Raw genomic sequence first — 13,494 nt, 5'->3', positions numbered from 1 at the left:
GGGGCGCGCGGGCGGGCGCGTGGATCGGGTGAGGCCGGCTCAGGTGAGCGAGTTCACGGGGATCCTGCGGAACGTGATCGTCTCGTAGGCGCTGAAGTCGCCCGTCTCGTACAGCAGGCCGACGGTGTCCGCGTCGACCCGGACGAGGTCGGAGTACGCAGCGGGCAGCCCGTCGACGGTGTGGGCGGACCGCCACGTCGTACCGCCGTCCTCGGAGACCCGTACGGTCATCAGCGCGCGGAAGCCGGGGTCGGCGGGGCCGGAGTACAGGAGCAGGTCGGGGTCGCGGAGCTGGAGGACGCTGCCCTCGCAGACGGGAGCGACGAGGCCGGCCTGGGGGCGGAAGGGCTTGACGAGGGTGGTGCCGCCGTCGGTGGAGTGGGCGTCGGCGCGGGTGCCCGGTGATGGGGAGTCGTTGCGGGTGTTGAAGTAGACGCGGCCGTCGGGGAGTTCGGCGGCGGTGGTCTCGTTGGCGTTGATGTAGCCGTCGGTGTTGTCGTCGACGTATCCGATGCGCCAGGTCGCGCCGCGGTCGTCGCTCAGCAGGCAGTGGCCGCCGTTGTACTTCCCCTCCGTGCCGGTGTCCTTGCCGGCCGGCGGGAGCGAGTGGTTGGCGGGGACGACGACCCGGCCGGTGCTCAGCTGGAGGGCGTGCCCGGGTGTGGTGGCGTACCAACGCCAGCCCGTTCTCTTCGCCGTCCTGGTGATCTCCTTGGCCGCGGACCAGGTGGCGCCGTCGTCGTCGCTGTGCCGCACCCACACGCGGCGGCCGTCCGCTGCGCTCACCTTGCCGCGGCGGATGGCGTCCTCGGTGGCGAGGGCCGCGTTGCGCACATGGACGAGGAGGACGCGGCCGGTGTCGAGGACGACGGGGGCCGGGTTGCCCGCGAGGTTGTCGCCGTTCTGCGCGGCCACCTGCAGCGGGCCCCAGGTGCGGCCGCCGTCCGTGGACCGCTTCAGCACAATGTCGATGTTCCCGAAGTCGTCCCGCGAACCGGACCGGCCCTCGCAGAAGGCCAGCAGGGTACCGTCGGCGGTGGCGACGACGGCCGGGATACGGAAGCTCGCATACCCCTCTCGGCCGGCACGGAACGGGATGCTGCTCTCGGTGCTGCTCTCGGTCATGGGCGGGCTCCTTGAGGGCGGCTGGAACCACCCCGTGCCCCGCTCGGGCTAATTCGGGGTGAACTTCACGTCACGAGTGGTGGTGTGCGGCAGGATGCCTGCGCATGGACGCCGTACGGGTCGCGTTGTTGCGGGAAGTACTCGCCGGGACGGAGTGGCCGGTCGCCACCCGCCGGTTCGCGAGGGCACTCAGGGGCTCTGTCGTGTCGTACGGCGGCGGACTGCTGCTCGTGGGAACGGCGGAGTACGAGCCGTGGCATCTGGCCGCGCACCTCGTGGACGAGGCGGCGTGGTCGGGCACGCCGGAACTCTCCCCGACGCTCGTTCGGCACGGGGCGCGCCCCAGTGATCCCGCGCATCTGGCGGTGGGGCTGGGCCGTGTGTCGGCGGCCCGGCGGGGCGAGACGCTGCTCGTGGTGTCCCCGTCCGCGCCGGGCGGTGCGCTGCTGGAGCGGGTGCACGACGCCCGGCGGGCCGGGGCGCGGGTGCTCGCACTCGACGCCGGTGACCGTGACTTGGGGGCGATGGCCCACGAGTCGCTGGCTGTGCCGTCGGACACCGATCTGGACCTGGACACGGTCCAGCACCTGGTGAGCGCGGCGGCGGGTGAGAACGCGCTGCCGGAGCCTAGGGGCCGACGGCGCCTGCGGGACCGACTGGCCCGGCTGGCGGACCAGTTGACGGCTCCGCCGCCGACGCGGTGGTGACCCGCCCGCCCGGTGAGGGCGGGCGCGCCCCCGGAACAACTCAGGTGCTTACTCGTCGCCCTCCCGTGCCGCACCGTTCTGCCAGCGCGGGTCGCCCTCCCACGCGACGTTCCGTTCGCGGGCCGTCTCCATCGCGTGGGCGGCCTCGTCCGGGGAGGCGTACGGCCCCATACGGTCCCTGCCGGGGCACTCGGGCCCCTCCTCGACCTTCTTGTGCTCCAGGCAGTAGTACCACTCGCCCGGCTTCCCGACCGCCTTGCGCTTCTTGAACAGGGCCATGACTCGCGGCTCCTTTCGCCAGGGACATCGTCCCCCACACCCGCTGGTTAAACTCGCTGACATGTCTGCCCAGTCGCTGCTCGCCCCGGGGAGGATCTCCCCCGCCCGTACCGTCCCGGGACACATCCGCCGGCCCGAGTACGTGGGCAGGGACGCCCCCGCCCCGTACACCGGCCCGGAGGTCCAGACGCCCGAGACGATCGAGGCGATGCGGACCGCCGGGCGGATCGCCGCGCGGGCGATGGAGGAGGCCGCGAAGGTCATCGCGCCCGGCGTGACGACGGACGAGCTGGACCGGATCGCGCACGAGTACATGTGCGACCACGGCGCCTACCCCTCCACCCTCGGCTACCGGGGCTTCCCCAAGTCGCTGTGCACCTCGGTCAACGAGGTCATCTGCCACGGCATCCCGGACTCCACGGTCCTGCGCGACGGCGACATCATCAACCTGGACGTGACGGCGTACATCGGCGGCGTGCACGGCGACAACAACGCCACGTACCTCGTCGGCGACGTCGACGAGGAGTCCAGGCTGCTGGTGGAGCGCACTCGTGAGTCCCTCAATCGGGCGATCAAGGCGGTCAGGCCGGGACGGCAGATCAACATCATCGGGCGCGTGATCGAGTCGTACGCGAAGCGCTTCGGGTACGGCGTCGTGCGGGACTTCACCGGGCACGGGATCAACTCGTCCTTCCACTCCGGGCTGATCATCCCGCACTACGACAGCCCGCACGCGACGACCGTCATGCAGCCCGGGATGACGTTCACGATCGAGCCGATGCTCACGCTCGGGACGCACGAGTACGACATGTGGGACGACGGCTGGACGGTCCTGACCAAGGACCGGAAACGGACCGCCCAGTTCGAGCACACGCTGGTCGTGACGGACACGGGCGCCGACATCCTCACGCTGCCGTAGCGCCGCGCTCGCGCATCGCCCGCTCTCCTGGCCCGCCCTCATGGCCCGCTCTCTCAGGAGGGCGGGCTTTTTGTGCGGTGTTGTGTGGGGCGGGTGATGTTTCTGGGTATGCCTTTACCGACAGGGCGTCGGCATCCTATTGACTTAGGTAAGCCTAACCAAAGAAAATCGTAGCGACTCCCGCCCCACGACACCGGAGATCCCATGGACTCGTTCTCGACGCTCATCCGCACCGCGTCGCGCGAGCAGCACGCGGCCGCGCACCATTCGACGTTCATGAGCGATCTGCTGGGCGGCAGACTCGGCGTCGACGCGTACACGCGGTACACGGAGCAGCTGTGGTTCGTGTACGAGGCACTGGAGAGCTGCGCGCGGGAGCTGACCGACAACCCGGTGGCAGGACCGTTCGTCCAGCCCGAGCTGATGCGTCTGGCCGCACTGGAGCAGGACCTGGCACACCTGCGCGGCCCTGACTGGCGCTCGACGCTGGCCGCCCTGCCGAAGACGGAGGAGTACGCACGGCGGATCACCGAGTGCGCGCGCACCTGGCCGGGCGGGTACGTCGCCCACCACTACACCCGCTACCTCGGCGACCTCTCCGGCGGCCAGGTCGTCCGCGACACGGCCGAGAAGACGTGGGGCTTCGCCAGGAAGGGCGACGGCGTGCGCTTCTACGTCTTCGAGGACATCGCCAACCCGGCCGCCTTCAAACGGGGCTACCGCGAACTGCTCGACCGGGTGCGGGCGGACGACCTGGAGAGGCAGCGGATCATCGCGGAGTGCAAGAGGGCGTTCGCGCTGAACATCGCGCTGCTCGGCGCCCTGGGCGAGGAGTTCCCGCTCAGCGCGTGACCGTTGCGGGTGATCCACACACGGAATACGGATATCCCGCTCGTCGGAGCCAGTCGACCCCAGAGGGCGCGTACTCACGACCACGGCCCGGCAAAGGCCGTGCATCGGCAGCCTCAGCGCTCCAGGAGCACCCGTCCCCCGACCTCGACCCACCCCTCCGGCTGCGGTGCCGTGAGGATCTGTGAGCCCGCGCCCTGCGTGATGTTCAGGGCGCGGCCCAACTGGTGCGTGAGCAGCAGGGCCGCCGCGCCCGTGGCCTCGTCCTCGTCGATGCCGTCGTCGCGGCCGGGGAAGGCGCGGGCGCGGATGCGGCCCGCAGCCTCGTCCTCCCAGGCCCAGGCGTAGACCCACTCGCCGGGCTGCGGGACGGGGAGGGCGTCGACCTCGGCCGCCGAGCCGTACTGGCGGAGCGTGCGTGGCGGGGCCCACTCCGCGCGGGCCTCGATCCAGGTGAACTCGCCGTCCAGGCGGGTGCCGACGATCCCGGCGGGGGTGACCAGTTCGGGTACGTCCAGGAGCCAGGCCGAGCCCACGCAGGGGTGCCCGGCGAAGGGCAGGCGGAGGGTGGGCGTGTAGATGTCGATGATCCCGCGTTCGGGGTCGTCGACGAACACGGTCTCGCTGAAGCCGAGTTTGGCGGCGAGGGCCTGCCGGCCGTCGGGCTCCGGCAGGACCGAGCCGTCCCGGACGACACCCAGCTCGTTGCCATAGCCGCCCTCCGGCCCGCAGAAGACCCTCAGCACGTCATAGCTAGTCACCCGCGCATTCAAACATCACTCGCGCCGCCCGATCCGCCCAGGCCGCGACGCCACCCGTTCTTCGTCTGCCGGGAGCCCCGCTTGACCCGCACCTTGAGTTCTTTACTCCCGCTTGACCGAATCATCACGGCTGTTTTGAGCCACCGTGATCCAGCCGTGCTCGTACGCCTGCGATGAGAGGAGATTCACTGAACGGACAGGAATTGGTGAGGTAAGCCTCAGATAAGTTGGGGCAGCCTCACCTTATCTGTGCGTCCTCCGTGTCCCTCCCTGGAGCCGAAATGCGCCCCCTCAGACTGTCCGTCGTCACCGCCGCCGCCACCGTGGCGGCCTTGACCGCCGTCACCGGCTGCACCGAGAAGAGCAGCGCCGAGGGCGGCGACGGCTTGATCGAGGTGACCGCCACCGACACCACGTGCGAGGTGTCGAAGAAGGAGTTCCCGGCGGGGCACGTCGAACTCGCCATCGAGAACAAGGGTTCCAAGGTCACCGAGGTCTACATCCTCTTCCCGGACGACCGCGTGGTCGCCGAGCGCGAGAACATCGGCCCCGGCACCCGGCAGAAGGTCACGGCCGAGGTGAAGGCGGGCGACTACCGGATCGCCTGCAAGCCGGGCATGAAGGGCGACGGCATCCGCCAGGACGTCACCGCCACCGGCACCGGAAAGGCCGTCGAGCGCGACCCGCGCCTGGACAAGGCCGTCGCCGCCTACCGCGAATACGCCCAGGAGCAGGCCGACGCGACCATCCCGGAGGTCGAGAAGTTCGCCAAGGCCGTCAAGGACGGCGACATCGAGGCCGCGAAGAAGGCGTACGCGCCCTCCCGTATCGGCTGGGAGCGCACCGAGCCGATCGCCGAGTCGTTCGGCGACATCGACCCGAAGGTCGACGTGCGCGAGGACGGACTGGAGGACGGCCAGGACCCGGAGAAGGACTGGACCGGCTGGCACCGGCTGGAGCGCTCGCTGTGGAAGGACGGCAAGCTCACCGACCACGACTCCGCGCTCGCCGACCAGCTCGTGAAGGACCTTCAGGACTGGCAGAGCCGGGTCGGCAGGGCCGAGATCACCCCGACCTCCATGGCCAACGGCGCCAAGGAGCTCCTCGACGAGGTCGCCACCGGCAAGGTCACCGGCGAGGAGGAGCTCTACTCGCACACCGACCTGGTCGACTTCAAGGGGAACGTCGAGGGCGCCGAGGAGTCGTACGAGCTGCTGAAGCCGGTCGCCGCCGAGAACGACCCGGCGCTCGCGAAGGAGCTCGACAAGCAGTTCGCGGCGCTGAACACACTCCTCGACAAGTACCGCGAGGACAAGAACGGCTACGACTTCGTCTCGTACGACACGGTCGGCAAGGACGAGCGCAAGGAGCTCTCGGACGCGGTGAACGCGCTCGCCGAACCGCTCTCCCGGCTCGCCGCCGCCGTCGTGAAGTAGCGGGAACGAGGGCGGCCGAGATGACGGACAGCACCGAAAAAGACGAGACCGGAACAGGCGGTGCCGGAACAGGCAGTGCCGGAACAGACGGCACCGCAACAGCCAGCACCGCAACAGACACAACCGGAACAGACGGCACCGGAACAGGCAGCAGCGAGAGCGCGACCACGGTCCAGGACAACTCCCGTGCGCCGTCCAGGCGTTCGCTGATCGGCTGGGGCGGGGCCGGGCTCGCGCTCGGGGCCGCCGCGGCCGGTGGCGCGGTGGCCATGGCGACGACTGTTGGCGACGCCGCTCCGGCCGGCGCCGACGCCGGGGCGCCGGTCGCCTTCCACGGCACGCACCAGGCCGGCATCGCCACCGCCGTGCAGGACCGGCTGCACTTCGCCGCGTTCGACGTCAAGACGGACGACCGCGCCGAGTTCGTGCGGATGCTCAAGGACTGGACGGCGGCCGCGCGGCGGATGACGGCCGGGAAGGCGGTCGGCGAGGGCGCGTACGGCGGGCCGGCCGAGGGGCCGCCGGACGACACCGGCGAGGCGCTGGGGCTGAAGCCGTCCCGGCTGACCCTCACCATCGGCTTCGGGCCCTCGCTCTTCGAGAAGTTCGGGCTGGCGGAGGCGCGGCCCGAGGCGCTGGTGGACCTGCCGCAGTTCGCGGGCGACAACCTGGACAAGGCCCGCAGCGGCGGCGATCTGTGCGTGCAGGCGTGCGCGGACGACCCGCAGGTCGCGGTGCACGCGATCCGCAACCTCGCCCGCATCGGCTTCGGCAAGGTGTCGGTCCGCTGGTCGCAACTCGGCTTCGGCAAGACCTCGTCGACCACTCCGGAGGCCCAGACCCCGCGCAACCTCATGGGCTTCAAGGACGGCACCCGCAACATCGCGGGCACGGACACGGCCGGGCTGAAGAAGCACGTGTGGGTGGCGGGGTCCGACGGCCCGGCGTGGATGGCCGGCGGCTCGTACCTGGTGGCGCGGCGCATCCGGATGCACATCGAGCCCTGGGACCGCACCTCGCTGCAGGAGCAGGAGGACGTCTTCGGCCGTGACAAGGGCGAGGGCGCACCCGTGGGCAGGGCGAAGGAGCATGACGAGCCGTTCCTGAAGGCGATGCTGCCGGACGCGCACGTACGGCTCGCGCACCCGGACTCCAACAACGGGGCGAAGATCCTGCGCCGCGGCTACTCCTTCACCGACGGCACGGACGGCCTCGGCCGCCTCGACGCGGGCCTGTTCTTCCTCGCGTACCAGCGGGACGTGCGCACGGGGTTCATCCCGGTCCAGCGCAACCTCGCCACGGACGCGCTCAACGAGTACATCCAGCACGTGGGTTCGGCGATCTTCGCGGTGCCACCGGGCGTCCGGGACGCGGACGACTGGTGGGGCCGGACGCTGTTCTCCTCGACGAAGGGAGCCTAGCGGCGTGTTCGCGAACTATCTGATCGGACTGCGCGAGGGCCTGGAGGCCAGCCTCGTCGTCTGCATCCTCATCGCGTACCTGGTGAAGACGGACCGCCGGGACGCGCTGAAGCCCGTCTGGACCGGCATCGGCGTCGCGGTCGCACTCGCCCTCGGCTTCGGCTGCGTCCTCGAATTCGGCTCGCAGGAGCTGACGTTCGAGGCCCAGGAGATGCTCGGCGGCTCGCTGTCGATCATCGCGGTGGTCCTGGTGACGTGGATGGTCTTCTGGATGCGGCGCACGGCACGCCATCTGAAGTCCGAACTCCACGGCAAGCTGGACGCGGCCCTGCAGATGGGCACGGGCGCGCTGGTCGCCACGGCGTTCCTGGCGGTGGGCCGGGAGGGCCTGGAGACGGCGCTGTTCGTGTGGGCGTCGGTGCGCGCCTCCAGCGACGGCACCCAAGGCCCGCTGATCGGCGTGCTGTTGGGCATCGCGACGGCCGTCCTGCTCGGCTGGCTCTTCTACCGGGGTGCCCTGCGCATCAACCTCTCCAAGTTCTTCACGTGGACCGGCGGCATGCTGGTCGTGGTGGCGGCCGGCGTGCTCGCGTACGGCTTCCACGATCTGCAGGAGGCCGACTTCCTGCCTGGTCTGACGGACCAGGCGTTCGACATCAGTCACATCGTCGACCCGTCCAGTTGGTACGGAACGCTGTTGAAGGGAATCTTCAACTTCCAGCCCGATCCGACCGTTCTCCAGGTCACGGTATGGCTCCTGTACCTGATCCCGACGCTCGCACTCTTCTTCGCCCCGGTAGGGTTCGCCTCCGGGAAGGGGAAGGTGAAGGCACCTGATGAGCAGGGATCGCGGGGTTCGGAGCCTTCGAAGGCTCAGTGAGTACACGGGCCCTCGAAGGCTCGGCATGAACGGCCGCCCTCGGCGTCTCGGCGGGCAGGGCCGATTCGCCCTGGCGACCGCGTCGGTGGCTGTGCTGTCGGTGACGGCGAGCGGCTGCGTGGTCGTCCACGGCGAGCGGGAGATCGTTCCGACGGTGACGCGGGCCGATGCCGCCGGCGCGCTCAAGGAGTTCACCGCCGCGTACAACAAGGCCGACAAGACGTACGACCAGGCCGCGGACGCGGAGCGGGTGACCGGCGCGCTCGCCGACATCGACGGGGCGAAGCTGAAGGCGGGCCGCAAGAACAGTCCGGACGGCAATCCGGCGCACTCGCCGCTGAAGCTGACGGACGCGGAGTTCACGATCCCCGAGAAGGCGGGCTGGCCACGCTGGTTCGTCGCCGACACGGCCGCCAACAAGGGCCTCAAGAACACCCGTTGGCTGATGGTGTTCACCCGCTCCAGTGCCAACGACGTGTGGGCGGTGTCGTATCTGACGATCGTCAACGCCAGTGACGTACCGAAGTTCGAGAAGACCAAGGACGGCTTCGCGGAGCCGGTCCCGGCGGACGACGCGGCACTGGCGATAGCGCCGGGCGAGCTGGGCGAGGCGTACGCGACGTACCTGAAGGCCAAGGACTCCGGCAGTGCCGGCAGCTCGGGCGGTGAGACCTTCGCGCCCGGCACCCACACCTCCGTGTGGCGGACCGACCGCGAGAAGAAGTCGAGGCAGCCGGGGCTCGCCCGCCAGTACATCGACGAGCCGCTGTCGAAGGGCGACTACGCCCCGGTGGGTCTGCGCACGACGGACGGCGGTGCTCTGGTCTTCTTCGCCACCCACCACTACGAGAAGCAGACGGCCGCGCCCGGTGTCGACCTCGATGTCGACCCCAACGTCCGGGCCCTGCTGACCGGCGAGGTCAAGTCCTCGCTGACGCTGCAGCGCGTGTCCAACCAGGTGGTGCTGAATCCGGCGAAGTCGGCTTCGGACCAGCAGGTGAAGTTCCTGAGCCGGGTGGACGGGTTGACGAGCGTGAAGGGCGAGTAGGGGGCTTCTGATGGATCTCCGGGGAGGGGCTCAGCCGCGGAGGGGCCAGGCCGCCGTCGTGTGGTCCGGCTCCTCCCCCGCGTACCGGGAGCATGCGTCGGTGAGGATCTCCAGCAGGCTCAGCGGGTCGGGGAGCGGGTGTTCGAGGCCGCGTACCCACTGGACGGTGAGGTCACCGGGAAGCCGCGCGGGCGGCACGAGGACGTAGGAACCGCGGCAGTGCCAGCGCAGGCCGGGGTGCTCGTCCATGGTCTCGGGATGGCAGTCCAGTTCGCAGGGCCACCACTCGTCCTCGTCCTCGGGCGTGCCGCGGGTGAGGGTGAAGAACAGCATGCGCCCGTCGCCGGTCTCGGCCACCGGACCGACCTCGGTCCCGGCGGCGAGGAGCCGCTCCAGCGCCTCGCGTCCCGCGTCGAGCGGCACGTCGAGGACGTCGTGCACCATGCCGGTCGCGGTGATGAAGTTGGCCTGCGGCTGGTGGCGGGCCCAGCGCTCGATCTGGGCGTGGTCGGTGGTGGACTGCGTCTGCCAGGCGAACGAGACGGGGTGGCGCGCGGGCGTGGGACAGCCGACCCGGTCGCACGAACACCGGTAACCGGACGGGTACGCGGCCGGCGCGAGCGGGAGTCCTGCGGCGGCAGCGGCGAGCAGCAGGGGTTCACGTCGGCTGTCCTCGGTCTCCCGGTCGGTGCGGCGACCGCGCAGCCACTGGGAGATCCTGCCCTGCCCGCCGGAGCGGCGGCCGAACTCAGCGCTCATCTATCCCCTCGCCTTGCCGTTGTGCGGACAGCATCTCTCCATGCTCCCACCATCCTGCGCTCCGGGTGGCCGGAGACCGCATCCGGGGTAGGTGGGGCGATGCCAACCCCCGGCAGGGATCAAGGTTTATTGAGCGCTTTGCCGTGATTTGCCACCCGGTTCCGGGGCGTTGCGGGAACGTCGCGGTCGTTTTGGTCACACCTGTTTGGTCACACCTGCTTGGTCACACCTGTCTGGTCACACCTGCGGGTGGTTTTCGGGCGATACGGGATCGAGACCGGACCGGTCGGCGCCGCCGATGCTCAGCGGGGCGCCAGGCCGCCCAGGGCGTAGTCGACGAGGGTGTCCGTGTACTCGTACGAGATGGGCCCGCTGCGCTGGAGCCAGCGCTGGGCGAGCGGGGAGACGAAGAGTTCGAGGGCGATCCGCGGGTCGATGTCGCGGCGTACGTCACCGGCGCTCTGGGCGGCCCGCAACCGCTGTACGTAGAGCTGGAGTTGGGGTTCGAGCAGCCGGGAGACGACCTGTGTGGCGAACTGCGCGTCGACGACCCCCTCGGCGGCCAGGGCGCGGGAGGGCGCCTCGAACTTCGGGTCCACGAGCTCGTCGACCGTGGCGCGCAGGACGTACTTGAGGTCGGCGGCGAGGTCGCCGGTGTCCGGGATCCCGTACTCCTGCCGATCCTCCTGCCCGGGCGGCGCCACAGGGGCCACAGCCTCGGCGTACTGCTCGCTCAGATCGAGGAAGGCCTCCAGCAGCACGTCCGCCTTCGACGGCCACCAGCGGTAGATCGTCTGCTTGCCGACTCCGGCACGGGCAGCGATGCCCTCGATGGTGGCCTTCGCGTAACCGACCTCCACGACGAGGGCGAGGGCGGCGTCATAGATGGCGCGACGCGACTTCTCGCTGCGGCGGGTGGAGTCGGGAGCGGGCTTCTGGACCATGCGGCCAATTTATCAGTTGACAAGACGGAGCGTCTCGCCTCAGCCTGAGGGGGCGGGCTTGCGAGACGATACGTATCGTCACGAGCGGTGCGAGCCGTGACGCAATGAGCCAGACGTACGAGACGGACGAGACGAAGGGAGACCTGCCATGGCCCGAGGCGGAGCCGGAAACATGCTGGGAGTCGGCGGCACCCGCAACAACCTCAGCCGCAAGGCGCTGCGGGGAGGAGGCCGCGGAGGCCCGGTCGGCGGGGGTCAGAGCCCGCAGGCCCAGAAACGGGAGCTGTTGCGCAGGCTGCAGGAAGGACGCGCGACCGACAAAAGGTCGTGACCGTGACAGGGACAGGGGTGGAGTCGGGGGTGGGGGTGGAGTCGGGAGGCGGGGGCCTCCCCACCTCTGGTCCCGTTACCCCTGGTCCCGTTGCCCCTGGTCCCATTGCCCGGCCGGTGGCCAGGCGTCGCCCCAGTCGGCGTCACGGGCGGCCCGGTAGAGCGGCCCGTGGCGCTTGGTGACGGTGGTGCGGTGGAGGGACGGTTCGGTCTCGCACAGGTCCAGGAGCACCTGGCCCTTGCGGATCTGGGGCCTGCGTACGACACGGGAGGGCGCGGGGGTGGCCTCCGGCCCCCGTACGGCGGCGACGTAGCTGAACTTCTCGTCCTCGTACGCGAGTGACCCGCCCTTGACCTGCCGGTGCAGCGAGGACCGGCTGACCCGAGCGGAGAAGTGACACCAGTCCTCGCCGGGCACGATGGGGCAGGCCGCGCTGTGCGGGCACGGGGCGGCGATACGGAACCCGGCGCGGACGAGCCGGTCGCGGGCCTCGATGACGCGGGCGTACCCGTCGGGAGTGCCGGGCTCGATGATCACCACGGCCTGGGCGGCGCCCGCGGCGGCGTCCACGACGGCGGAACGGTCGGCTTCGGTCAGCTCGCCGAGGACGTAGGAGACGGTGACGAGATCAGTGCTCTCGATGGTGAGCGCCGCTCCGATACGAGAGCGCCGCCACTCGGCGCCCTTCAGCTCCGGGTTGCGCGCGGCCATCTCCCGCCCGAGCGTGAGCGCGGGCTCGGCCCAGTCGAGCACCGTGACCGGCCGCTCCCCTGCCCAGACGGCGTTGACGGCCCAGGTCGCCGCGCCGGTACCGCCCCCGACGTCCACGTGGCTGTCCGGCACCCACACGGGCACGGTCTCCGCGAAGGCCTCCAGCGCCGAGCACACCGCCTCGAACGTCGCCGGCATCCGGTACGCGGCGTACGCGACGACATCCGAACGGTCCCGCAGCACGGGCGCGTCCGTCGGCGTCCGCCCCCGGTAGTTCGCGATCAACCGCTCGACCGCCTGCGAGGCCGCCTTCGGCGGCAGCCCGTCGAGCAGCCCGGCCAGGGCGTCACGCAGGGAGTCGGCTGGGGAGACGGGGGCGTTCACGTGGTGATTCTATGGGGGGTGGCGGGCGGTCCGGAGCTCGGCTCGGTGCTCTAGTGAAACGGTTGGGCAGGAAGGTGAGAGGGAGCACGGACGGCACCCGCCGTTCGTGCCACGGAACGGGACACGAACGGCGGGCGCCGGGGAAGCCGTACCGTCCCCTTGGGGGGAATGAGGACCGTAGGGCGGGCTTACTGAGGCAGCAGCGCGATTTCGATGGCCAGCGCGCCGAGCGCTTCCTTCTCCGCAGGGTAGATCTCGCGGATGTTGGCGAGCTGTTGCTCGCGGGAGGACGCCGGGTTGACGTTCGCCGGGCCCTCCCCGTCGAGCAGTTCCTCGAACGTCTTGTACTCCGTGACCCGCTTCACGCGGACGTCGCAGGACTCGTCCGTGCCCTTGATCCGGAAGCGGATGACGTCGCCGGGGGCCAGGTCTTCGAGGTGGGAGTACTTCACCCGCACCTCGATCGTCTTCTCACCTGCGGCGACGAGGTCGAAGTAACGGCGGTAGAGGTTCAGTTCTCGAACGCGGGCGGCGGCGGTTTCCGTCATGGGGCGGGAACGCTCCTAGCTGTTGCTGTGGTCGTCAGTCGGCCGAGTTCACCGGCCGAGTACGAGCGGAAGAAGTGGCGGGGATCGGCGAGCAGCACCTCGGTCAGACCGAGCAAGCGGGCAAAGTACTGGGGCACGAGCTGGGGGCGTCCGATCGCGTCGGGGCGTACTTCCATGGGGCCGATCACACCCAAAATGCGGTCTTCGACAGCGGCAGCGAGCCGGCAGTCTCCGGTGACGGCCGCTCGCAGGGTGTCCTCGAAAATATCGACGGTCAGAGCATCGGGATGGACGGGGGCCGACAGTCGGCACGATGGGCGCGGTCAGCACGGGCCGGAGCCAGTCCCAGCGGAAGAGCATGAGCGGCACCCTAACGGTCGGCTGGCCAGGGG

General features: G+C 70.2%; 16 protein-coding genes. 8 read left to right on the top strand and 8 right to left on the bottom strand.

Annotation, left to right across the window (positions count from 1 at the left end; all coding sequences use genetic code 11):
• Positions 1-39: 39 nt before the first annotated feature.
• On the bottom strand, positions 40-1,125 hold the full coding sequence (locus tag E0500_RS31610; protein ID WP_131559099.1) for an exo-alpha-sialidase: 1,086 nt from the start codon (positions 1,123-1,125) through the stop codon (positions 40-42).
• 104 nt (positions 1,126-1,229) lie between these two features.
• Here E0500_RS31610 and E0500_RS31605 point away from each other — a divergent pair, with 104 nt between their 5' ends.
• Positions 1,230-1,832 (top strand): hypothetical protein, encoded by a 603-nt coding sequence (locus E0500_RS31605; protein ID WP_131559097.1) that lies wholly within the window; start codon positions 1,230-1,232, stop codon positions 1,830-1,832.
• Between the two features lie 48 nt (positions 1,833-1,880).
• On the opposite strand, the gene E0500_RS31600 is transcribed toward E0500_RS31605, so the two are convergent.
• The gene (locus E0500_RS31600; protein ID WP_131559095.1) at positions 1,881-2,111 is read right to left on the bottom strand and encodes a hypothetical protein; all 231 of its coding nucleotides are present in this window, start codon (positions 2,109-2,111) and stop codon (positions 1,881-1,883) included.
• A 61-nt stretch (positions 2,112-2,172) separates the two neighbouring features.
• Here E0500_RS31600 and map point away from each other — a divergent pair, with 61 nt between their 5' ends.
• Both map and E0500_RS31590 read left to right on the top strand, forming a co-directional pair.
• Positions 2,173-3,030 carry a type I methionyl aminopeptidase gene (map, locus tag E0500_RS31595; RefSeq protein WP_131559093.1) on the top strand — a complete coding sequence of 286 codons (858 nt, stop codon included), beginning with the start codon at positions 2,173-2,175 and terminating at the stop codon, positions 3,028-3,030.
• 204 nt (positions 3,031-3,234) lie between these two features.
• Positions 3,235-3,882 carry a heme oxygenase (biliverdin-producing) gene (locus E0500_RS31590; protein ID WP_131559092.1) on the top strand — a complete coding sequence of 216 codons (648 nt, stop codon included), beginning with the start codon at positions 3,235-3,237 and terminating at the stop codon, positions 3,880-3,882.
• Between the two features lie 113 nt (positions 3,883-3,995).
• Here the strand turns inward: E0500_RS31590 and E0500_RS31585 are convergent, their stop codons facing one another.
• Positions 3,996-4,640 carry a PhzF family phenazine biosynthesis protein gene (locus tag E0500_RS31585; RefSeq protein WP_131559090.1) on the bottom strand — a complete coding sequence of 215 codons (645 nt, stop codon included), beginning with the start codon at positions 4,638-4,640 and terminating at the stop codon, positions 3,996-3,998.
• 281 nt (positions 4,641-4,921) lie between these two features.
• On the opposite strand from E0500_RS31585, the gene efeO reads away from it, so the two are divergent.
• Genes efeO through E0500_RS31565 form a run of 4 tightly spaced genes read left to right on the top strand, consistent with a single transcriptional unit; the run spans position 4,922 to position 9,425 of the window.
• Positions 4,922-6,076 (top strand): iron uptake system protein EfeO, encoded by a 1,155-nt coding sequence (gene efeO, locus E0500_RS31580; RefSeq protein WP_131559088.1) that lies wholly within the window; start codon positions 4,922-4,924, stop codon positions 6,074-6,076.
• Between the two features lie 20 nt (positions 6,077-6,096).
• Positions 6,097-7,497 carry an iron uptake transporter deferrochelatase/peroxidase subunit gene (gene efeB / locus E0500_RS31575; RefSeq protein ID WP_131559086.1) on the top strand — a complete coding sequence of 467 codons (1,401 nt, stop codon included), beginning with the start codon at positions 6,097-6,099 and terminating at the stop codon, positions 7,495-7,497.
• Between the two features lie 4 nt (positions 7,498-7,501).
• A complete protein-coding gene (gene efeU, locus E0500_RS31570) occupies positions 7,502-8,377 on the top strand; it encodes an iron uptake transporter permease EfeU (RefSeq protein ID WP_131559084.1) in 876 nt (291 codons plus the stop codon).
• Positions 8,334-9,425, top strand: coding sequence for a hypothetical protein (locus tag E0500_RS31565; RefSeq protein WP_131559082.1), 1,092 nt, complete (start codon positions 8,334-8,336; stop codon positions 9,423-9,425). Before efeU ends, E0500_RS31565 begins: the two co-directional genes overlap by 44 nt.
• Positions 9,426-9,455: 30 nt before the next feature.
• Here E0500_RS31565 and E0500_RS31560 read toward each other — a convergent pair whose 3' ends face one another.
• Positions 9,456-10,184: a bifunctional DNA primase/polymerase gene (locus E0500_RS31560; protein ID WP_131559080.1), complete on the bottom strand. Its 729-nt coding sequence runs from the start codon at positions 10,182-10,184 to the stop codon at positions 9,456-9,458.
• A 302-nt stretch (positions 10,185-10,486) separates the two neighbouring features.
• Entirely contained in the window at positions 10,487-11,128 is a 642-nt protein-coding gene (locus tag E0500_RS31555) for a TetR/AcrR family transcriptional regulator (protein WP_131559078.1), read from the bottom strand.
• A gap of 148 nt (positions 11,129-11,276) precedes the next feature.
• Here E0500_RS31555 and E0500_RS31550 point away from each other — a divergent pair, with 148 nt between their 5' ends.
• Positions 11,277-11,459, top strand: coding sequence for a DUF6243 family protein (locus E0500_RS31550; protein ID WP_131559076.1), 183 nt, complete (start codon positions 11,277-11,279; stop codon positions 11,457-11,459).
• A gap of 75 nt (positions 11,460-11,534) precedes the next feature.
• On the opposite strand, the gene E0500_RS31545 is transcribed toward E0500_RS31550, so the two are convergent.
• The 3 genes from E0500_RS31545 to E0500_RS44460 form a co-directional block, all read right to left on the bottom strand.
• Positions 11,535-12,554 carry a small ribosomal subunit Rsm22 family protein gene (locus tag E0500_RS31545; protein ID WP_131570498.1) on the bottom strand — a complete coding sequence of 340 codons (1,020 nt, stop codon included), beginning with the start codon at positions 12,552-12,554 and terminating at the stop codon, positions 11,535-11,537.
• A 188-nt stretch (positions 12,555-12,742) separates the two neighbouring features.
• Entirely contained in the window at positions 12,743-13,102 is a 360-nt protein-coding gene (locus E0500_RS31540) for an ASCH domain-containing protein (RefSeq protein WP_131570496.1), read from the bottom strand.
• Positions 13,099-13,278, bottom strand: a complete 180-nt coding sequence (locus E0500_RS44460; RefSeq protein ID WP_258574030.1) for a hypothetical protein — start codon at positions 13,276-13,278, stop codon at positions 13,099-13,101. The genes E0500_RS31540 and E0500_RS44460 overlap by 4 nt, the downstream gene beginning before the upstream one ends.
• Positions 13,279-13,494 lie beyond the last annotated feature (216 nt).

It is taken from the genome of Streptomyces sp. KM273126 (assembly GCF_004337435.2).
In the GTDB taxonomy this organism is placed as follows: Bacteria; Actinomycetota; Actinomycetes; order Streptomycetales; family Streptomycetaceae; genus Streptomyces; species Streptomyces acidicola.
This window is presented reverse-complemented; position numbering and strand designations above follow the sequence as displayed.